General features: G+C 35.6%; 12 protein-coding genes. 10 read left to right on the top strand and 2 right to left on the bottom strand.

Annotated elements, in window-relative coordinates; all coding sequences use genetic code 11:
• The first annotated feature begins 2 nt into the window (after positions 1-2).
• The 6 genes from ACZ1AQ_RS00320 (at position 3) to ACZ1AQ_RS00295 (ending at position 7107) form a co-directional block, all read left to right on the top strand.
• Complete coding sequence (locus ACZ1AQ_RS00320) at positions 3-1154, top strand: formimidoylglutamase (RefSeq protein ID WP_489630980.1); 1152 nt, start codon at positions 3-5, stop codon at positions 1152-1154.
• Positions 1155-1262: 108 nt separating this feature from the next.
• On the top strand, positions 1263-2663 hold the full coding sequence (gene porK / locus ACZ1AQ_RS00315) for a T9SS ring complex lipoprotein PorK/GldK (RefSeq protein WP_489630979.1): 1401 nt from the start codon (positions 1263-1265) through the stop codon (positions 2661-2663).
• Between the two features lie 47 nt (positions 2664-2710).
• Positions 2711-3355, top strand: a complete 645-nt coding sequence (gene porL, locus ACZ1AQ_RS00310; protein WP_489630978.1) for a type IX secretion system motor protein PorL/GldL — start codon at positions 2711-2713, stop codon at positions 3353-3355.
• Between the two features lie 50 nt (positions 3356-3405).
• The gene (gene porM, locus ACZ1AQ_RS00305) at positions 3406-4944 is read left to right on the top strand and encodes a type IX secretion system motor protein PorM/GldM (RefSeq protein ID WP_489630977.1); all 1539 of its coding nucleotides are present in this window, start codon (positions 3406-3408) and stop codon (positions 4942-4944) included.
• 45 nt (positions 4945-4989) lie between these two features.
• Entirely contained in the window at positions 4990-5979 is a 990-nt protein-coding gene (gene porN, locus ACZ1AQ_RS00300) for a type IX secretion system ring subunit PorN/GldN (RefSeq protein WP_489631350.1), read from the top strand.
• A gap of 75 nt (positions 5980-6054) precedes the next feature.
• Positions 6055-7107 carry an NAD(P)/FAD-dependent oxidoreductase gene (locus ACZ1AQ_RS00295; RefSeq protein ID WP_489631349.1) on the top strand — a complete coding sequence of 351 codons (1053 nt, stop codon included), beginning with the start codon at positions 6055-6057 and terminating at the stop codon, positions 7105-7107.
• Position 7108: 1 nt separating this feature from the next.
• Here the strand turns inward: ACZ1AQ_RS00295 and ACZ1AQ_RS00290 are convergent, their stop codons facing one another.
• Positions 7109-7492, bottom strand: a complete 384-nt coding sequence (locus tag ACZ1AQ_RS00290; protein WP_489630976.1) for a DUF983 domain-containing protein — start codon at positions 7490-7492, stop codon at positions 7109-7111.
• A gap of 64 nt (positions 7493-7556) precedes the next feature.
• Between ACZ1AQ_RS00290 and ACZ1AQ_RS00285 the strand changes: the two genes are divergently transcribed.
• The 4 genes from ACZ1AQ_RS00285 to ACZ1AQ_RS00270 all read left to right on the top strand — a co-directional run bounded on the left by ACZ1AQ_RS00285 (position 7557) and on the right by ACZ1AQ_RS00270 (position 21068).
• A complete protein-coding gene (locus ACZ1AQ_RS00285; RefSeq protein WP_489630975.1) occupies positions 7557-9470 on the top strand; it encodes an ABC-F family ATP-binding cassette domain-containing protein in 1914 nt (637 codons plus the stop codon).
• A gap of 825 nt (positions 9471-10295) precedes the next feature.
• Positions 10296-18143 (top strand): T9SS type B sorting domain-containing protein, encoded by a 7848-nt coding sequence (locus tag ACZ1AQ_RS00280; RefSeq protein WP_489630974.1) that lies wholly within the window; start codon positions 10296-10298, stop codon positions 18141-18143.
• Between the two features lie 55 nt (positions 18144-18198).
• Positions 18199-19110 carry a PorP/SprF family type IX secretion system membrane protein gene (locus ACZ1AQ_RS00275; RefSeq protein WP_489630973.1) on the top strand — a complete coding sequence of 304 codons (912 nt, stop codon included), beginning with the start codon at positions 18199-18201 and terminating at the stop codon, positions 19108-19110.
• A 14-nt stretch (positions 19111-19124) separates the two neighbouring features.
• On the top strand, positions 19125-21068 hold the full coding sequence (locus tag ACZ1AQ_RS00270; RefSeq protein ID WP_489630972.1) for an OmpA family protein: 1944 nt from the start codon (positions 19125-19127) through the stop codon (positions 21066-21068).
• A 53-nt stretch (positions 21069-21121) separates the two neighbouring features.
• Here the strand turns inward: ACZ1AQ_RS00270 and ACZ1AQ_RS00265 are convergent, their stop codons facing one another.
• Positions 21122-22270 carry an 8-amino-7-oxononanoate synthase gene (locus tag ACZ1AQ_RS00265; RefSeq protein WP_489630971.1) on the bottom strand — a complete coding sequence of 383 codons (1149 nt, stop codon included), beginning with the start codon at positions 22268-22270 and terminating at the stop codon, positions 21122-21124.
• Positions 22271-22318 lie beyond the last annotated feature (48 nt).

Genomic DNA, 22318 nt, shown 5'->3' with positions numbered 1-22318 from the left:
CCATGGAGTTTGATTTTCTTGTACCCATTGATAACGAAATTGTAGATTTTAGAAACGAATTATCCGCTCAACATATTGGTGGAAGTATTTCATTGCATACCGATGACTCATTTCCGGATTTAAATGAGGTTAAAATTGCACTGATTGGAGTGCTTGAGAATAGAGGGGATGATAATGTAAAATCCGTAGTTGATTTGAGAGCAGTTCGTAAATCGTTTTATGGATTGTTCATAGGAAACTGGAAAATGGGAATTACGGATTTAGGTGATATCTTGCCAGGTAATTCGGCTATGGACACTTATTTTGCTGTCAAAAAAGTAGTAGCAAGTTTGATTAAAAAAGGAATTGTTCCAATAGTAATTGGAGGTTCACAAGATCTTACTTATGCATTATATCGAGCTTACGATGAGTTAGAGCAAATGGTAAATTTAGTAGCAATAGATAACAGATTTGATTTTGGTAAGGAAACGGATCGCTTGTCTAATAGTTCCTACTTGACTAAAATGGTAATAGATACTCCTAATAATCTTTTTAACTATTGTAATATTGGTTATCAAACGTATTATAATTCTCAGGAAGAGATTGATATAATAGAAAAATTATATTTTGATGCCTACAGATTAGGAGAGATTTCTAATAATATTGCACTCGCAGAGCCTGTTTTTAGAGATGCTGATGTAGTAAGTTTAGATTTAACTGCTGTAAAGTCTTCGGATTCGGGAAATTTTAATATTTTCGCGCCGAATGGTTTTAATGGAAAGGAGATTTGTTCTTTGTCTCGCTATGCAGGAATAAGTGATAAGGTGTCTTTGTTTGGTATTTTTAATCATTACAATACAGCTCAGGAAGCCGTTTTGATTGCGCAAATAATTTGGTATTTTATTGAAGGATATCAATTTCGCTCTGGAGAATATCCATTTGGAACAAAAGACAACTATATCAAATACATTGTTCCACTAGAAGAAGAGGAGTTGGTTTTTTATAAAAGCAACAAAACGGACAGATGGTGGATAGAGATTCCTTTTTTGACCAATGGCAACAATAAATTAAAAAGAAATACGTTGTTACCCTGTTCTTATGAAGAGTATTTGGCAGCTTGTAACCAAGAATTGCCAGAGCGATGGTGGAAAGCACAGCGTAAAAACAGTGTTTAAAAGTAATTAAAAAAAATATCGATTTGTTTCTTGTAAAAATTGTTTATTTAAAAAATAATAAATAGGTTTACAAACTTTAAATAATGAATAGTTAACCCCCAAATTTATATGAAGAAAATCATTGTGTTTACGGCATTTTTAACTTTGTTAATAAGCTGTGGTAAATCAAGCGATAAAGGAGAATTAGTAGGTGTTAAAGGAGGTAAGTGGCACCCAGAAAAACCTTACGGAATGACATTGGTTCCAGGAGGTTCTTTTATTATGGGTAAATCAGAGCATGATATAGCTGCTATTGACGATGCACCAACTAAAACCGTTACCGTGCGTTCATTCTATATGGACGAAACCGAAATTACGAATAGTGAATACCGTTCTTTTGTAGAATGGGTAAAAGATTCAACAATTAGAATGCGTTTAGCAATTCTAGCGGAAGACAGTGGGCAAAAAGCTGCTGCTGGCAAAGGAAAAAATGCAGGAAGTATTGGAGATTTTGCATTTAATGATTCAGATCCTGCTAAAATGACCGCTTACGATAAATACATGTATGATAATTATTATAGTGTAGGTAGCGAGAAAGATCCTTATGCTTTCAAAAAATTGAATCGCAAAGTGAAATTGATTAAAGATACTAAAAAATATCCTGATGAGTACTACGCTGAAGTAATGGATTCAATGTATTTGCCAATAGACCAATCCTACAACGGTCTTAGAACAATTGATGTCAATAAATTGAAATACAAATACACTTGGATGGATATCCAAGCAGCAGCAAAAGCTAAAAAGGGTTCGAGAAAAGACTTCGTTAGAACAGAAGAAATCAACGTATATCCTGATACTACAGTTTGGATTAAAGATTATTCGTATTCATATAATGAGCCAATGCATAATGATTATTTCTGGCACAAAGCTTATGGTGAATATCCTGTAGTGGGTGTGAAATGGACCCAAGCCAAAGCATTCTGTGCTTGGAGAACACAAAATAAAAACACCTATATCAAGTCAAAACAAAAAGGGCGTGACTTAGTAAACTCTTTCCGTTTACCTACTGAAGCGGAATGGGAATACTCTGCAAGAGGTGGCTTAGAATCTGCTACTTACCCATGGGGAGGACCTTACACTAAAAACGACAGAGGATGTTTCTTAGCCAACTTTAAGCCAAGTCGTGGAGATTATGCAGCAGATAATGCTTTATATACAGTTGAAGCGAAATCATATGAGCCAAACGGATACAACTTATATAACATGGCAGGTAACGTGGCAGAATGGACTAATGATGCCTACGATCCAAACGGATTTGAATATGTTTCGACTATGAATCCTAATGTATCAGACGCTTCAAACAAACGTAAAGTAGTTCGCGGAGGTTCATGGAAAGATGTTGCCTACTTCTTGCAAGTGAGCACAAGAGATTTTGAATACGCAGACTCAGCAAGAAGTTTTATCGGTTTCAGAACCGTTCAAGATTATATGGGTACTCAAGTTACAGGTACCACCAAAGGAAGAAAATAAATTAAACCAAATCTAAATATTTTTAATTAACCTAAAATCAAATTATCATGGCATTATTAAGCAAAAAAACAATGAATTTCGCTTACGGTATGGGAGCGGCAGTAGTAATTATCGGAGCATTATTCAAAATTACTCACTTTGAAATTGGACCACTTACAGGAACTTTGATGTTATCTATCGGTCTAGTAACTGAGGCTTTAATTTTTGCTTTATCTGCATTCGAACCAGTTGAAGACGAATTGGACTGGACGTTAGTTTATCCTGAATTAGCCAATGGTCAAGCTAAACCAAAAGCTAAAAAAGAAGAGCCAGTTGATGCTCAAGGAATTTTATCTCAAAAATTAGATGCAATGTTGAAAGAAGCTAGAATTGACTCTGAATTGATGTCAAGTTTAGGAAATAGTATCAAAAACTTTGAAGGAGCGGCTAAAGCTATTTCTCCAACAGTTGATTCTATTGCATCTACAAAAAAATACAGCGAAGAGTTATCTATGGCTGCTGCACAAATGGAATCATTAAATAGTTTATATAAAGTTCAATTAGAAAGTGCTTCAAGAAACGCTGAGGCTAACAAAGAAATAGCAGAAAACGCTAGTAAATTGAAAGAACAAATGGCTTCAATGACTGCAAATATTGCTTCTTTAAACAATGTTTATGGAGGAATGCTTTCTGCAATGAACAACAAAGGATAATTAGTTTTAAACTACAATTATTAAATTATTAAACTAATTATTTAGAAAAAATGGCAGGAGGAAAATTGACCCCTAGACAGAAGATGATTAACCTAATGTACTTGGTTTTCATCGCAATGTTAGCAATGAATATGTCCAAAGAAGTTTTATCTGCTTTTGGATTAATGAATGAAAAATTTGAGAGTGCAAACACAGCCTCTACTCAGTCTAACCAATCTTTATTATTGTCTCTTGATACCAAAGCGGCTGAGGCAAAAGGTGATTTCGTTGCTGCTGCAGCAACTGCACATAAAGTAGAAAGCATAACTAAAGAGTTTGATGCTTATGTTGCTACCTTGAAAACTGATGTTTTAAAAGGATTTACAGTTGATTCTGAAACAGGTAAACTTCCTTATGAAAATATGGACAAAGGTGACAATATTGACAATTGGTTTATTGGTGAAGGATATACCAAAAAAGGGAACGATATTATAGCTAAGATCGAAAAGTATAAAGCAGATATGAAAGCCGCTTTAGGAACAGATAAAAAATATGCTTCTATCGTTCGTGAAGTTGAAAATAAATTCAATGTAGAAGATGTTAAAGATAAAGAGGGTGTTAAAATTAAATACTTAAATTATCATTTTAAAGGTTTTCCTGCTGTTGCTTCTTTAGCAAAATTATCGGCTTGGCAAAATGATGTTAAGAAAGTTGAGACTGATGTTTATAACTCAGCATTAGGGAAGGCAGCTGTTGAAGCAGCTTCATATAGCAACTATCAAGCGATTGTAGTATTAGAAAAGAATGCTTATTTTCAAGGAGAAAATGTAAAAGGGAAAGTAGTTTTGGGACGTTATGACGAAAATACTAAACCTACTTCTTTTCAAGGACCTGGTAAATTAGAAAACGGTCAAGCTGTTATCTCTCTTACTGCAGGAGGTGTTGGTGAACAAAACATTAATGGTCAATTTACATTCTTAGAAGATGGTAAAACTATTCCATTGAAGTTTGAGGGTAAATATGTTGTAGTTCCAAGACCAAATTCTGCTACTATCTCTGCTGATAAAATGAACGTTGTATACCGTGGAGTTGTAAATCCAATGTCGATTTCTTTTGCTGGTATTTCTGACAAAGATGTTGTAGCTTCTGCACCAGGTTTGACAAAAGTGGGTAACGGTAAATACAACATGAGTCCAGGTACAGGTACTGAGGTTGTTATTAATGTTACTGGTAAAATGTCTGATGGTAAAATTGCATCAGATAAGAAAGTATATAGAATTAAAGGTATTCCTGGTCCAGCTGGTACTATTAGAGGGGAAATGGGTGTTGTAAAAGGACCTAAATCAAACCTTCAAGTGGCAACAATTGGAGCTAAATTAGTAGATTTTGATTTTGAAGTAGGATTAGATGTTGTAGGATTCAACTTTAAGATTGCTGGTCAACCAACTGTTGTAGTTTCAGGAAACCGTTTGAATTCGCAATGTATCACTGCTTTATCTAAAGCTGGAAGAGGAGATCAAGTTACGATTTCTGAAATCAAAACTAAATTAGTGGGTGCTGGTAGTTATTTGTTACCAAGAACAGCTCCAGTAATTTACGAAATACAATAATAGTACGTTTGTAATAAACTACTCAATATTTATAAGGACACCATGATGAATGTAAGATTTTTTTTAATAGCTATTGTCACTGTATTAGGTAGTGTGACTGGATTTTCTCAATCCAATCTTTTGAATGCTAAAAAACCTAGTGAAATTGGACTAAAGACTAAAGCACAACTTATTTCTGATAACGACAGACCATTAGCTTACGGTTATGTTCATGATAGAGATATTTTGATGGGGAAAACTACATGGGAAATTATTGATTTAAGTGAAAAAATCAATTTTCCTTTATACTTTCCGATAGATACTGCTAACATTGGACCAGACAGACGTTCTTTATACGATGTATTAACAAAAGCAATGAAGTCAGGTAAGATTACCGAAGTATATACAGATAGTTATTTTAATACCAAAAAATCGCTAAAAGATATACAAGGTTCTTTATCTCGTATTGATACTACTGATGCAGGTAGAGAATTGATAAATCAAGATCCTGATGCTTATAGAAGTAGAGTGGTTAAGAAAAAAGTTGTAACTGGAACAGGTAAGAAGAAAACCGTTACTTATGTTGACGAAACCGTTGGTCCAACTAAATCAATTCCTGCTGAATATATCTTGAAACAAGATCTTACAGCACAGGATGTTAGTCAATACAAGATTAAAGGTTTTTGGTATTTTGATAAGCGTCAGAGTGAATTGAAATATCGTTTGCTTGGAATTTGTCCTGTGACACCTGATGTTTACACGATGAACAGTGAAGAAAAAGATTATATTGAATTGTTTTGGATCTTTTTCCCAGCAGCGAGAGAGGTATTGCATGAAGCTAAAACTTTTAATGAGAAAAATTCATCCATGCCAATTTCTTATGATCAGATTTTGAATTCAAGAAGATTTAATGCCGTTGTTTACAAAGAAGAAAATATCTACGGTGATCGAGCTATTGAAGATTACATGAAAGATAACTCTCAAAATCAACTTTTAGAATCTGAAAGAATTAAAGAGAAGATTCGTAATTTCGAACAAGATATGTGGAATTACTAATACAATTAGTCTATTCTCCAAAAAACTCTTACTATATGGTAAGAGTTTTTTGTTTTTAACCTTATGTATATTGATATGATTGATTTTTTAATAGTGGGTGCTGGTTTAGCAGGGATTTCTTTTGCAGAATTAGCCTTGAACAATAATAAAAAAATTATTGTTTTTGACAATGATTCACAAAATTCTTCTCGTATTGCCGGAGGTTTGTATAATCCTGTTATTCTTAAACGCTTCTCCGAAGTGTGGGGAGCTGAGAATCAATTGAAAGATATGGCTGAATTTTATAGTAGCTTAAAAGATAAATTTTCTATTACATTTGATCATAAAATGCCTATATATAGAAAATTCTTTTCTGTTGAAGAGCAAAATAATTGGTTCATAGCTTCTGATAAAAAAGCCCTTTCTCCCTTTTTATCTAATACTTTACAATTTTCTAATTTTAATGGGATTCATGCTCCTTATGGATATGGGGAAGTATTACAAACGGGTTACGTTGATACTTCGCTTCTTTTACAACATTATCGTAATTTTCTTCATGAGGCAGGAGTCTATTATAAAGAAGATTTTAAGTATTCTGAAATTTTTTTTAATGAAGATGGAATCGAGTATAATGGAATTAAAGCGAAGCATTTAATTTTTGCAGAAGGCTTTGGTTTACAGTACAATCCTTTTTTTAATTTTTTACCGCTTGATGGTACTAAAGGGGAGTTGTTTATTATAAAAGCACCTGAACTGAATATAGATGTTATAGTAAATACTAGTGTTTTTATTTTGCCTCTTGGAGGCGATTTGTTTAAAGTTGGTGCGACTTATAATTGGAAAGATAAAACAGATTTGCCAACTGAATCAGGACGAATGGAGTTATTGGAGCGTATTCAAGAAATTATTAATTGTGATTTTGAGATAATTGAACATTTTGCAGGTGTCAGACCTACTGTACGTGATCGTAAGCCACTTATTGGTACTCATGATCTTCATCCTCAATTACATATTTTAAATGGACTTGGAACAAGGGGAGTGATGCTTGGTCCATCTATGGCAAAGGCATTGTATAATCATATAGAAAATAAAATGCCTTTGGATTCAGAAATTAATTGGGTTAGATTTTTAAAGAAGTATCGAAAATAATCTACTTTTTTGTACTTGTTGGGTCATAACTGATAAACAAGTTGATATAGATATTCCTTGACCATCTTAAAATCCATGGAAATAAAAGAAGTAAAGTCCCCAGTATCACGAAAAATGAATTTTTTATTGAAGTTCCCAAAAAAACATAGGAAATAATAAAGGCAGCAATGCCAACAGCAACATTTAAGGCATAACTCACATACATAGAACCGTAAAAGAAAGAAGGTTCTATTTGATATCTCAACCCGCAATGACTGCAGGTTTCATTCATTTTTAGTACTTTACTTAGATTAAGAGGGTTTAAATCCTCGTACATGCTTTCATTCTGGCATTTCGGACAAGTTCCTGTTAAAATGCTATTTAGTTTGGATCCTTTTTTTAACATTTGCAAAAAATTTTATCAAAGGTACAATTTTAGATTGCTACCGATGTAACATTAGTCACATTCTATGCTTAATATACACAATTTATCCGTTTCTTTTGGTGGTTCGTATTTGTTTGAAGAAGTTACTTTTCGTCTGGGAGCTGGCGATAGAGTTGGACTTGTAGGCAAAAATGGAGCAGGGAAATCTACTATGCTAAAAATTTTAGCTCGTGATTTTGCTCCCGATTCAGGAAGTATTGCTCAAGAAAAAGAAGTGCGAATGGGTTTTCTTCGTCAGGATATTGATTTTGAAGCTGGGCGTACGGTTCTAGAAGAGGCTTATGAAGCCTTTACTGAAATCAAAATTGTTGAAAAAAAACTTGAAGAAATTAATCATCAATTGGTTACTAGAACTGATTATGAGAGTGAAGAGTATGGTCAAATCATTGAAGATTTAGCTGATTACACTCATCGTTTTGAGCTTCTTGGTGGTTATAATTATGTAGGTGATACAGAAAAAATACTTTTAGGCTTAGGTTTTAAAAGAGAAGTTTTTGACAATCAGACGGACACGTTCTCAGGAGGTTGGAGAATGCGAATTGAATTAGCTAAGTTATTATTACAATCTAATGATATCCTTCTGCTAGATGAGCCCACAAATCACTTAGACATTGAAAGTATTATTTGGTTAGAAGGTTTTTTAAGAAACTTTCCTGGGGTAGTGGTCATTGTTTCTCACGATAAAATGTTTTTAGATAATGTAACCAATAGAACTATTGAGATTTCATTAGGTAAGGCTTATGATTTTAATAAACCCTATTCTCAATATTTAGAATTGCGTCATGAAATTAGAGAAAAACAGTTAGCAACTCAAAAGAATCAAGCTAAGAAAATTGAAGAAACAGAGAAACTAATTGAAAAGTTCAGGGCCAAAGCTTCCAAAGCTTCGATGGCTCAATCACTCATCAAAAAGCTTGATAAAGTGGAACGAATTGAAGTAGATGAAGATGATAACTCTGTAATGAGTATCTCTTTTCCTGTTTCAAAAGAACCCGGTAAAGTAGTTATTGAAGCTGTAAATGTTACTAAATCCTATGGTGATAAGACTATATTAAAAGATATCAATCTTTTGGTCGAACGAGGTAGTAAAATTGCGTTTGTTGGACAAAATGGACAAGGGAAATCAACATTTATTAAAGCAATAGTAAATGAGTTTAAATATGAAGGATCTATAAAGTTAGGTCATAACGTTCAATTGGGCTATTTTGCTCAGAATCAAGCAGAATATCTAGATGGTGAGTTAACTCTTTTACAAACAATGGAAAATGCGGCTACTGATACGAATAGAATGAAAGTTCGTGATATGTTAGGTGCTTTTTTATTCAGAGGAGATGATGTTGAGAAGAAGGTTAAAGTACTGTCTGGAGGAGAACGTAATCGTTTAGCGCTCTGTAAGCTTTTATTACAACCCATAAATGTTCTTTTGATGGATGAGCCTACGAATCACCTTGATATTAAATCTAAGAATGTTTTGAAAGCCGCTCTGCAAAAATTTGGAGGCACTTTGTTATTAGTATCTCATGATCGTGATTTTTTGCAAGGAATGTCAAACATAGTGTATGAATTCAAAGATCAAAAAATTAAAGAATACCTTGGCGATATTAATTTTTTCTTGGAGCAACGCAATTTAGAGAATATGCGAGAAGTTGAGAAAAAAGATGTTGAAAAGCAAGTTGCTCCCAAAGACAATGCTAAATCAAAATCTTCCTATGAGGATCAAAAAAAGAATAAAGCATTACATAATAAGTTGAGCAAAATAGAAAATCAAATAAAACAATTGGAACAAGATATTCAGCATGATGACAAAATGTTAGCTTCTAATTATGACAAACATATTGAAGATGCCAATTTTTTTATCGCTTACAACAAAAAGAAGGAAGAGTTAGATCAGTTGCTTATCGATTGGGAGATTATTCAAGAGGAAATAGATAAGTTGTAGTATCCAAAAATACAATCTTATTTCATTTATTTACCACTTTAGACTTGGTGTTTATTCCATAGTCTTTAGTGGTTTTTTATTTGTATCATGTAAATGTTGCTTGTATTCTATTTTTTCCATTTTTTGGAAGCACTTCCAATAAATAAAAAGCTACTTGTTTTTTTGTTGTATTGTGAAAAAAAAAATAAAAAAAGTTTCATGCTTTTGAAATGAAATCTTGGAGTTTGTTTTTTTTTTACCTTTTACTTCTTCTTTCCTTGTTTTATAAGGGTTCCAGTGTCTTTGCTTTTGTATTGTCGAGTTGTTAATTTCTTTCTTAACTCGTATTGATACAGGTATGTTTCGTTTTTAGTTGTCTTCTTCTTTTTTATTGGATGGTTTTTTGTAACAGATTTATAATCATTACGATGGGCTAATTGGATAAACACGTATTTATACCTATAACTGTCTTTTTTGATGAGTTTTATTAAATGTTATTAACAAGAAAAGAAATATATTTTTATAAAAAACATTCATTTTGTCGATTTTTTTTGCTCTTGAAAAGTGAAAATAATTGAAGGATTATAAACAAAAGATGCATTTCGTCGATTTAATCATGCATTTAATCGATTTTTTGCTTAAAACACTAATAATTATTATGTTATGATTAAAATACTGTTAATTTTGCCAATTAAACGAGTTGTTTTTTGTAGTACTAATTCTACGTACAAATTCTTAATTGGAGTAAAGTCTTTTGTTAGTTTTTTCTCCTATTTTTTTTTAGAAAAGGCGATTAGAATTACTTGTAAAAAGAACTTATCAACAAATTTGAATCACTGTTTATTTATGATAAAAAACTCTACTCTACATTGCTTTAATGCTTTTGGTTTATTCAACTTTAGTGTAAATAAACTTTTCTTGTTCTTTTTTTTATTTTTTTGTACTCAATCGATTTTTTCTCAGTACTCAACCAAACATTATATTGCAGCTGCACCTTGGGATTATTCTTCAAATGCGAACGAGTTTATTGTGTCCTCTGCTTCAGGGACAGCTAGTGTTACTGTTACCAAGAGTGATGGTACTGCTATAACGACTTTAAGTGTAACTTCTGGAACACCAGTTTCTTTTCGACCAACTGGAGCTCCTGCTACTAGACCAGCCAATGCTATCAACACTATATACAATGATAGAGGTTTGATTTTTACTAGCACTTCACCCATAGCAGTATCTGTTAGGAATGTAGAGAGTGATGCAATAAATGGTGGGCGTCCTACTGAAATAAAAGGGAATTCTTCTTTGTCTAGTTATGGTAATGAGGCAATTGGGTCTTCTTTTAGAGTAGGATATTACCGTTCTAATTTTACAGGTTTATTTGCCTATGCCCCAAGTGGTTTTCCTGCGGCTTCAGCGGCTCCAGTATACTCTGTTATGGCAATCGATAACAATACAGTAGTTTCGGTTAACGGATCCGCTTTGGTTACCCTAAATGCTGGCCAATCGTATCTTTTTCAATCAGCTATTGGTTCATTGGTAACTGCTACAAAACCAGTTGTGATGAATTCTGGCCAATGGAGGGATCAAGCACCTGGTTGTGGAGATGCTGTATTAAATCAAATTCCTCCAATTCGCGTTTTAGGTACAAATTATTTAGTTGTAAGGGGTAATGGAACTTCAAGAGGTACTAGTACCAACCTTAATTTTCCTGAACAAACTATATTCATTGCTACCGAAGACAATACCACGGTTGTAGTAAATACTGTAGATACTTCTGGAGCTATTACTGCTACTAACACCTATACTTTATCGACAGCGGGTAGCTTTCAAAGCATTTTTCATGGAATAGACGGTGTTCGATATTCAGCGTCTGTTATTTCATCGGATAAGAAAATTATGGTATACTCTGGAACTGCTGAAGGTTGTGAGGTAGATATGGCTTGTGTAGCTCCGGTTAGTTCTTGTACTGGATCATTTAGAGTTGAGACCAAAAAATTCACACATTACAATAACAACGATTTACCTTATTTTGGTTATGTATTGATAAATAGTGCAACAGAAAAGGTTTTCATGAATGGTACTGATCTTGAAACTATTGCTGGGACAAGAAGACAAATTGGGACTTCTGGTTTTTATTTAATTGATTTTACCAATATCCAATTATCAAATCCTACAGATCTTGTATTTACTTCTGCGGTTCGAATGAGTATTAGTATGGTACAACAAGGAGGTGGTTTTTCAATGGCTTCTTATTTATCCTCATATAATGATAATTCTACACAGCAAGGCCCTCCAACACTCAATGGCGCGGGTTGTGTAACGGCATTAACTGCTGAACCTGGTTTGGCGCCTTATCAATGGTATTTGAATGATGTTTTAATACCTGGAGCTACTAGTCAAACTTATGTTCCTACTGAAACAGGTTCTTATTCGGTAGCAGGAACAAAAGCTTGTGGTTTATCGGTTGCTTCAACTCCTTATCAAGTAAATTGTATTCCAATCGATGCAGTTAATGATGGTAGTTTAACCTCACCATTTGCAACAGTAATTTCGGGATCTACTTTAACAACTTCTGTTAAAGCTAATGATCTCTTGGACGGAATTGCAGTGACAAGCTCAAATACAACTGTTACACCTAAAACACAAGGTCCACTAAAAATTAATGCTGCAGGTATTATTACTGTTGAATCTGGGACAGTTAATGGAGTTTATTCAATAGAATATGAATTATGTTCAACTGGTATAACTCCAACAATTTGTGATAAAGCGACGGCTTATGTAAGGGTTACTGTCTTGCCTGGTTCGATTGCAGCAAATCAAACTATTTGTAGTGGAGGTAATCCAACCGCATTTACAAGTACAGCATCTGCGACAGGTGTCGGAACTATAACCTATAGATGGGAAAGTGCAGTTAGTCCATTTAGTACTTGGACTGCAATATCTGGAGCGACTTCGGAAACCTACGATGTCCCAGCGGGTTTAAATGTAACTACTAGATACCGTAGGATTGCAATCACAACATTAGGAGAGTCAGATCCAACTGCTTTTGTCACAGTAACTGTTACGCCTTTGAATACTATTGCAGTAGGATCAAATCAAACAGTTTGTATTAATAGTCCAATTACTAATATAACCTTAGCCACGACAGGAGCAACAGGAGCAACTTTTTCTGGTTTGCCAACTGGTGTTTCTGGAGCTTGGTCTGGAAATGTAGTTACTATTAGCGGTATTCCCTCGGTTGCTGGAACCTTCAATTATACAGTAAACACTACTGGTGGTTGTACTCCAGCCTCTACTTCTGGCATAATTACAGTTAATCCTAGACCCGCTCAACCTACGGTTACAGTAACCGCAGCCACTTGCGCATCAGCGGCTAGCAATGTACTGAGTGTTTACGATGCTAACTTGACCTATACGTCTACACCATCAGGATTGATAATTGGCGCATCAGGTGTTATCACAGGCGGTATCGATGGAACCTCATATACAATCACAGCAACAAATGCTTCTAATTGTTCGGCTACTACAGCTAGTTTCACTTATAATGGAGGTGGAATATTGGCTACACCATCAGTTCCTACGGTTACAGTAACCGCAGCTACTTGCGCATCAGCGGCTAGCAATGTACTGAGTGTTTACGATGCTAACTTGACCTATACGTCTACACCATCAGGATTGATAGTTGGTGCATCAGGTGTTATCACAGGCGGTATTGATGGAACCTCGTATACAATCACAGCAACAAATGCTTCTAATTGTTCGGCTACTACAGCTAGTTTCACTTATAATGGAGGTGGACTATTGGCTACACCATCAGTTCCTACGGTTACAGTAACCGCAGCTACTTGCGCATCAGCGGCTAGTAATGTACTGAGTGTTTACGATGCTAACTTGACCTATACGTCAACACCATCAGGATTGATAGTTGGCGCATCAGGCGTTATCACAGGTGGTATCGATGGAACCTCATATACAATCACAGCAACAAATGCTTCTAACTGTTCGGCTACTACAGCTAGTTTCACTTATAATGGAGGTGCACTATTGGCTACACCATCAGTTCCTACGGTTACAGTAACCGCAGCTACTTGCGCATCAGCAGCTAGCAATGTACTGAGTGTTTACGATGCTAACTTGACCTATACGTCCACACCATCAGGATTGATAGTTGGCGCATCAGGTGTTATCACAGGTGGTATCGATGGAACCTCATATACAATCACAGCAACAAATGCTTCTAACTGTTCGGCTACTACAGCTAGTTTCACTTATAATGGAGGTGCACTATTGGCTACACCATCAGTTCCTACGGTTACAGTAACCGCAGCTACTTGCGCATCAGCGGCTAGCAATGTACTGAGTGTTTACGATGCTAACTTGACCTATACGTCCACACCATCAGGATTGATAGTTGGCGCATCAGGTGTTATCACAGGTGGTATCGATGGAACCTCATATACAATCACAGCAACAAATGCTTCTAACTGTTCGGCTACTACAGCTAGTTTCACTTATAATGGAGGTGCACTATTGGCTACACCATCAGTACCTACGGTTACAGTAACCGCAGCTACTTGCGCATCAGCAGCTAGCAATGTACTGAGTGTTTACGATGCTAACTTGACCTATACGTCCACACCATCAGGATTGATAGTTGGCGCATCAGGTGTTATCACAGGCGGTATCGATGGAACTTCATATACAATCACAGCAACAAATGCTTCTAATTGTTCGGCTACCACAGCTAGTTTCACTTATAATGGAGGTGCACTATTGGCTACACCATCAGTTCCTACGGTTACAGTAACCGCAGCTACTTGCGCATCAGCGGCTAGCAATGTACTGAGTGTTTACGATGCTAACTTGACCTACACTTCAACACCATCAGGATTGATAGTTGGTGCATCAGGTGTTATCACAGGTGGTATTGATGGAACCTCATATACAATCACAGCAACAAATGCTTCTAACTGTTCGGCTACCACAGCTAGTTTCACTTATAATGGAGGTGCACTATTGGCTACACCATCAGTTCCTACGGTTACAGTAACCGCAGCTACTTGCGCATCAGCGGCTAGTAATGTACTGAGTGTTTACGATGCTAACTTGACCTATACGTCTACACCATCAGGATTGATAGTTGGTGCATCAGGTGTTATCACAGGCGGTATTGATGGAACCTCGTATACAATCACAGCAACAAATGCTTCTAATTGTTCGGCTACTACAGCTAGTTTCACTTATAATGGAGGTGGACTATTGGCTACACCATCAGTTCCTACGGTTGATTTAATTATTCAACCTACTTGTACAGTTGCAACTGGTAGTGTTGTGTTGAGTGGATTGCCATCAGGTAATTGGATAATCAATCCAGGGAATATCACCGGAAATACTACTTCGATCACTATTACAGGTTTAGCAGTAGGTACAACTTTCAATTATACAGTGACGAATTCTTTCGGTTGTATATCATTAGCTTCAGCTGATATATTTATTTCTAATTTAATTTGTGCTAATGACGACACTATCGCCTCAACAGGAGGTAATGTGTTATCAAATGATACCCTAAACGGCTTAGCAGTAACCACCTCTAACACTGATGTTACACCAGTAACTACCGGTCCATTACGTATTGATGCAAATGGAAATCTTACTGTTGCTCCAAATACACCAAGTGGCACGTATACAATTACATATGAATTATGTGAAGTAGGTGCCACCCCAGCGAATTGCGATACAGCAGTAGCTACAGTAGTAGTTGCTAATCCAATCGTTGCTATTGACGACACTATCGCCTCAACAGGAGGTAATGTGTTATCAAATGATACCCTAAACGGCTTAGTAGTAACGACCTCTAACACTGATGTTACACCAGTAACTACCGGTCCATTACGTATTGATGCAAATGGAAATCTTACTGTTGCTCCAAATACACCAAGTGGCACATATACGATTACCTATGAATTATGTGAAGTAGGTGCCACCCCAGCGAATTGCGATACAGCAGTAGCTACAGTAGTAGTCGCTAATCCAATCGTTGCAAATGACGACACTATCGCCTCAACAGGAGGTAATGTATTATCAAATGATACTCTAAATGGTGTAGCGGTAACGACCTCTAACACTGATGTTACACCAGTAACTACCGGTCCATTGCGTATTGATGCAAATGGAAACCTTACTGTTGCTCCAAATACACCAAGTGGCACATATACGATTACCTATGAATTATGTGAAGTAGGTGCCACCCCAGCGAATTGCGATACAGCAGTAGCTACAGTAGTAGTAAACACTATCGACGCTGTAGACGACGGCTTACAACAGGTAGTAAGTTTGTTTGGAAAAACAATTAATAGTGTTTTATTGAATGATACTTTTAATGGAGTATTATTAACTCCAGCTACCTACAGCACAGTTAGTTTAAGTGGAGTAACAGTTCCAACTGGTTTTACCTTAAATTCAGATGGTTCTATTGATGTTGCACCAGGAACTCCAATAGGTACTTATACAATAGTGTATCAAATTTGTACTAAGAGCACTCCGGTTTTATGTGATCAAGCAACTGTTGTTATAGAGATACAGAATTTACCGGCTCCAGCTCCACCAGTTGTTTTTGCTGACGATGACACAGTTGGGTCGATTGATGGAAGTAATGGTGCTAAAAATGTCATTTCCATATTGTCTAATGATTTTATTGACTTAACACCAGCCACAATCAATAACGTAAACATAAGTATCATCACTCCTGATGCTACTGGTAGTTTGATACTAAATCCTGACGGTTCTGTAGATGTGAAAGCAGGAACACCAGCAGGTACGTATAGTTTTGTTTATTCAATATGTACTAAAAACACACCTGTTGTTTGTGATCAAGCCACAGTGACAGTAACGGTAATTTGTAATACGACAAAAATTTCTGGAGTTGTAAGAGATTTGTTAAATAATAGACCATTGGCAAATGTACCTGTGACTTTAATTCCTGATAAACAAACCACAGGTCCAGTATTGTTGATGTTAACCAAAGCAGATGGTTCTTATAATTTTACAGGATTTACCCCAGGGGATTATATAATACAAGTTCAAGATGTTAATTTAAATAGTGCGCAAAATTTGTATAATGTAGGGCCTAGTATTCAATTCTTGAACATTCAAAAATGTATCTATGAAGTCAGAAATTTCGATTATGATAAAACAGATTTACCAGTTTTAGGAAACTTTGTTTGGTATGATATCAATAGTAATGGTTTACAAGACGAGTGGTATGATGCCAATAATGATGGAGTAGTAACTCAAAACATACCAGATGCTAATGGATATATCGACTACAGTAAGTGGGAATGGATTGATTACAATGGAGATGGAAAATATACCGGAAAAGAGAACGAGGGCGAAATCAATGCAGCAGGTCTTGGAAATGGCACTACTAATGTTCCCAATATTTATATCACAGGGCCAAATGGTTTTTCTAGACAAATCACGATGAGTATCCAAGGTTACTGGAGGTCTAGAGCACCACAAGGAAACTGGGGTGATTATCAAGTTAGCTTAGTAATGGAATCTAATTTAGAAGCTGCAGCCCAAGCCAAATCGGCAACCGGATTGATAAAAGTTTTACCTACACCTTTAAACAGATCTATTACAGATAAAAGCGCAGCCGTTCAAAGTTTTGTGGTGTGTGGTGTTACTACAAATAGCACCAAAAATACTCAACTATCTGTAGTGAATCCCGTTGATGACAAATTAGATTTTGGAATCCAATGTAAATTGTTTGCTACAATAGTAGCCAATAACGATCCAGTTGGTCCGATTGTAAGTTCAACTTCAGTAACAACTAATGTAATAAATGTGCTTGCCAACGATACTTTCAATGGTGCTCCATTAGCATTAGCGAATGTGAATTTGACCACAGTAAACACTAATCCAAATTTGCGTTTAAATACAGATGGAACAGTAGATGTTGTGGCCAATACACCAGCAGGGACTTATGTGTTAACTTATCAAATATGTGAGAAGGCCAACCCATCAAATTGTCAAACTGCTACAGTAACCGTTACCGTTGTTGCACCAGTAATTGTGGCTACTAATGATGATTACTCAAATCAACCTATTGATTCTTCTAAAGGAACAGTATTGGATATTTTAGCCAATGACAGACTGAATAACGGAACGGTAAGTGCTTCTCAAGTAGTGATTACTATTGTTGATGCAAATGGAATAGCAGGTGTCACAGTTGATGCACAAGGGAAAATAACAATTCCGGCGGGCACCCCAGTTGGAACCTATGTATTAACCTATAGAATTTGTGATGTGGTTAATACAAACAATTGTGCCACAGCTACGATTACTATAGTGGTAAAAGACCCTTGTGATTTTGATGATAGTGCCTCTTCTTGTGATATTTTGATACACAATGCTTTTTCTCCGAATAATGACGGAAGAAACGAAGTATTTGTAATCGAAAGAATAGAGAACTATCCAGAGAATACCGTTGAAATCTACAACCGCTGGGGAGTATTGGTGTTTGAAGTGTCGGGCTATGATAATGCTTCAAAAGTTTTTGTTGGATTGTCTGAAGGTCGTGTAACAGTAAACAAAGCCGATGCTCTACCTAACGGAACCTACTATTATGTGGTTAAATATAAAAAACCAATTAGTGGAGCCATCAACCAAAAAGCGGGTTATTTATACTTATCAAGATAAACTAAAAAAGAATAGCCTGAGCTAGACACAAACTCAGGCTAAAATAAAATATACAATGAAAACAAGAATTATCACTTTCATTACCATGTTACTAGCTACGGTGAGTTATGGCCAACAAGATGCACAATTCACCCAGTACATGTACAACACGATAAATATCAACCCCGCCTATGCAGGGAGCCGAGGCGCTATGAGTATCTTTGCTTTGCACCGAACTCAATGGGTAGGTTTGGATGGAGCGCCTACTACTAATGCAGCATCTATAAATACTCCTATTAATAACAGTAATTTAGGATTAGGAGTTTCATTTGTAAATGACAAAATTGGTCCCACAAATGAAAACACTATTTCTGCAGACCTTTCATATACTATTCCCACCTCAGAGAATTTCAAACTTTCTTTTGGAATGAAAGCTACTGCAAATTTATTTAACTTGAATGTAAACAAACTTAATCCCGCAGATCAAGGAGACTCACAGTTTCAAAATCTCAGAAACGTATTCACTCCAAACATCGGAGCAGGAATCTACTACCATTCAGATAAAGCCTATCTAGGATTGTCAGTACCTAATTTTATTCAAAGTAATCGATACGATGATAATCAAGTAGCTATTTTTAAAGAGAAAATAAACTATTATTTAATTGGAGGTTATGTGTTTGATTTGTCGAATGATATCAAATTCAAACCCGCATTTTTAACCAAATTAGTAGAAGGGTCTCCGTTGCAAGTTGATGTTTCGGCCAACTTTATGTTCATAGAAAAAGTAGTCGTTGGAGTAGCCTATCGTTGGAGCGCTGCCATGAGTGCGATGGTTGGATTTCAAGTTACAGATGGAATGTATATTGGGTATGGATACGATTTAGAAACCACCAATTTAGAGAACTACAATTCAGGTTCGCACGAAATTTTCTTGCGATATGAAATCTTCAAAAACAACGAAAAAGTAATAACCCCAAGGTTTTTCTAAAAATAAAATAAACGATGAAAAGACAGTTACTTCTTTGTCTTGCTATAACCTCTTTTTTGAGTAATTCAGGTATTGCTCAAAAAGCCAAGATAGCAGCTGCTGATAAAAAATACAACAGTTACGCGTACATTGATGCGATTAAAACCTACGAACGACTTGCTTCAAAAGGCTATCAATCGGTAGAAATGTTTGAGAAATTGGGCAATGCCTATTATTTTAATTCTGATTTTGAAAAAGCAGCTCAATCCTATGAAAAGCTCTATCAACTACAGCCAGAATTAGCACCAGAGTATTATTACCGTTATGCTCAATCATTAAAAGCCACCGGAAAAGAAAAAGAAGCAGCAAGTATATTGGCTAAATTCGAAAGCAAATCTGCAAACGATAGCCGAAGCAAACGCTTGAAAAACAACACCGATTATTTAGAAGAAATCAAAGCTAATGTTGGCATCTATACCATTGAAAATGCTGGAATCAATTCTAAATATTCTGATTATGGAAGCGCCATTGTTGATAATAAATTGATTTTTACTTCAGCAAGAGACACGGGTGGAGTAGGTCAGCGCAAACACGCTTGGACAGGCGAACATTTTACGAATTTGTATGCCGCTGGAGTCAATGGCGAACTTATTCCGAGTAATCCCGTTCGATATGATGCAAATGTTAATTCTAAATTTCATGAAGCTACACCAGTGTTTACTAAAGATGGTAACACTATGTATTTTACCAGAAACAACTATTTGGACGGTAAAAAAGGAAAAGATGCCAACAAAGTTACGTTGCTTAAAATCTATAAAGCCACTTTGGTCAACAATAGATGGACCAATGTAACCGAGTTGCCATTCAATAGCAATAATTTCAGTACTGCACATCCGGCCTTGAGTCCCGACGAACAAACGTTGTATTTTGCCTCAGATAGACCAGGAACTATTGGGCAATCTGATTTGTATAAAGTCGCCATTAATAGCAACGGAACTTATGGAGAACCTATCAATTTAGGAGCAGAAATCAATACCGAAGGTAGAGAGACTTTTCCATTTGTAACCAAAGACAATCAATTGTATTTTGCCTCAGACGGTCATCCTGGACTAGGAGGATTGGATATTTTTACCACCAAAATCAACAACGATGGTAGTTTTGACGAAGTAGAAAATGATGGGGCAGAGGTGAATTCTCCCAAAGATGATTTTGGGTACTATAGAGATAGTGAGACCAACAAAGGTTTTTTCTCTTCCAATCGCGATGGAGGATTGGGGTCCGATGATATTTATAAGTTCATAAGTAAAGACAAGTGCAAACAAACTTTAAAAGGAATAGTAACCGATAGTGCTACGGGTGAGGCTTTAGCAGGCGTACAGCTAGTTCTTTTGAATAAACAATACAAAGTCATAGCAGAGACCACATCTGACGCTTCAGGCTATTATACTTTTGATGTGAATTGTAGAAAAACCTACTTTGTAAGAGCTAACAAAAAAGACTATACATCCAAAGAGACAAAGCTTAGAACCGCTGAAGTAACAGGAGAGACCAAGCTAGATATTCAGTTGGAGAGTAGTATTTGTAGAGTTGCAGTTGGTGATGATTTGGGTAAATGTTTTGGAATCAAAATGATTTATTTTGACTTGGATAAATCCAATATTCGTAAGGAAGCTGCTTTAGATTTAGCCAAAATATTAGATGTTTTGACTCAAAATCCAACTATGAAATTAGACATTCGTTCTCATACCGATTGCAGACAAACGGCCAAATACAATATGGCTTTATCAGATAGAAGAGCAAAAGCAACAATTGCTTGGTTGGTCTCAAAAGGAATCGATTCCTCTAGGCTTACCGGACGAGGTTATGGAGAATCACAACTCATCAACGATTGTGGTTGCGAACCTACCAATGCCTCAAACTGCACCGAAGAACAACATCAAATGAACCGTAGAAGTGAATTTATTATAACAGCGCTTTAAATATTTTTTTCAAAACGAGAAGGGCTACTTTTTGAGTAGCCTTTTTTATGAAGTTATTTGAAAGGATTTCGTTTTTTCCAAACGGTTTTAGGTTCTAAATAATAAAAAAAATAGGTTAAAAAATAATTAAATATTGGGTTTTTATGCTCCATAAGTCCATACATAGTTTCTGGTTTTGCACCAACCGAACTTTTGATTTCTAGAGCTGTTCTAGCAAAAATAATGGTCTTGAATTTTTTTTTGATAGAATAAGCAATCATGTCATATAGCATGTTTAAATACAATAGTTTATCTCGCTGAATGGTGTCGTCATAACCTAAAAAATAAGTGTCCATGGCTTCGCCATTTTTGATAAGAGTATTAAAACCAATCAATTTATCATCGATGAAATAACCATAAAAAAGGAAATTATCTTTCCATATTTTCTTTAGTTCAGTAAAATGGTTTTTAGACAAGAAGAAAGAGTTGAAGGGAGCATTTTTTGCTACATGATAATATAGATCATAAATTAACTCATTATTTTGTTCTATTTCTGTAAGCGACAACTTATGTTTTAAAACTCCTTCTGCCTTTTTTCGTGCCCTTTTGTATTGGTCTCTATATTTCTTGGATAGAGCGTTTACATAATCATGTTCGTTCTTCCAATGTTCGGGAATTGAAAAAATCATATTGGGTTGTGTAGAAAATTGAAAAATAGACCCGAATGACGTTTGATTGATTTTGCTTATTTCGGCTTTGGAAAAATCTTTAGTGGTTCGTAAATGAATTCGAATTCCTTCCTTTTTTAAAATTTTTTCGATGCTATTTCGGGCTTCATAAAGCACTTTTATTTGTTCATCAAAAGGGATAAAGTCTAAAAAAGTATATGCATTTTCTCCGGTTAGCATGCAGTTGCCAAGAAATAGAACATGCGAAGAAAAGCGTTTGAAAATAAAATTTCTAATAACTGTTTTTAGGCACTTATCACGTTCTCCAAAAGATTCTAATTTGTTTAAATCTAAATACTGGCTTATAGCAACACCAACTAATTCGTTATTTTGAAACACACCGATAAAAAAACATTTCATGTTTGCAGGACATGATTGTTCTAAAATTTTAAAGTAATCTCTTTGTAAAAAAATAGTTGATTTAGCGATAGCATCCCAATTTTCGGGAAGTTCGCTTACAGATTGATAAATAACGAAGGAAAGAGATGTGTTCAAAGAGATTAAAATTGGTACAGAGAACAAATTTAATCTAAAAAGGTATAG

The sequence above is a fragment of the Flavobacterium sp. UM26 genome, assembly GCF_057922445.1.
This window is presented reverse-complemented; position numbering and strand designations above follow the sequence as displayed.

Bases quoted from the DNA above. Each gene is read 5' to 3' on its own strand.
- ACZ1AQ_RS00285 (WP_489630975.1), top strand. From the start codon at position 7,557: ATGCTTAATATACACAATTTATCCGTTTCTTTTGGTGGTTCGTATTTG.
- ACZ1AQ_RS00320 (WP_489630980.1), top strand. From the start codon at position 3: ATGGAGTTTGATTTTCTTGTACCCATTGATAACGAAATTGTAGATTTT.
- porL (WP_489630978.1), top strand. From the start codon at position 2,711: ATGGCATTATTAAGCAAAAAAACAATGAATTTCGCTTACGGTATGGGA.
- ACZ1AQ_RS00275 (WP_489630973.1), top strand. From the start codon at position 18,199: ATGAAAACAAGAATTATCACTTTCATTACCATGTTACTAGCTACGGTG.
- ACZ1AQ_RS00280 (WP_489630974.1), top strand. From the start codon at position 10,296: ATGATAAAAAACTCTACTCTACATTGCTTTAATGCTTTTGGTTTATTC.
- porM (WP_489630977.1), top strand. From the start codon at position 3,406: ATGGCAGGAGGAAAATTGACCCCTAGACAGAAGATGATTAACCTAATG.
- ACZ1AQ_RS00290 (WP_489630976.1), bottom strand. From the start codon at position 7,492: ATGTTAAAAAAAGGATCCAAACTAAATAGCATTTTAACAGGAACTTGT.
- porN (WP_489631350.1), top strand. From the start codon at position 4,990: ATGAATGTAAGATTTTTTTTAATAGCTATTGTCACTGTATTAGGTAGT.
- porK (WP_489630979.1), top strand. From the start codon at position 1,263: ATGAAGAAAATCATTGTGTTTACGGCATTTTTAACTTTGTTAATAAGC.
- ACZ1AQ_RS00295 (WP_489631349.1), top strand. From the start codon at position 6,055: ATGATTGATTTTTTAATAGTGGGTGCTGGTTTAGCAGGGATTTCTTTT.
- ACZ1AQ_RS00270 (WP_489630972.1), top strand. From the start codon at position 19,125: ATGAAAAGACAGTTACTTCTTTGTCTTGCTATAACCTCTTTTTTGAGT.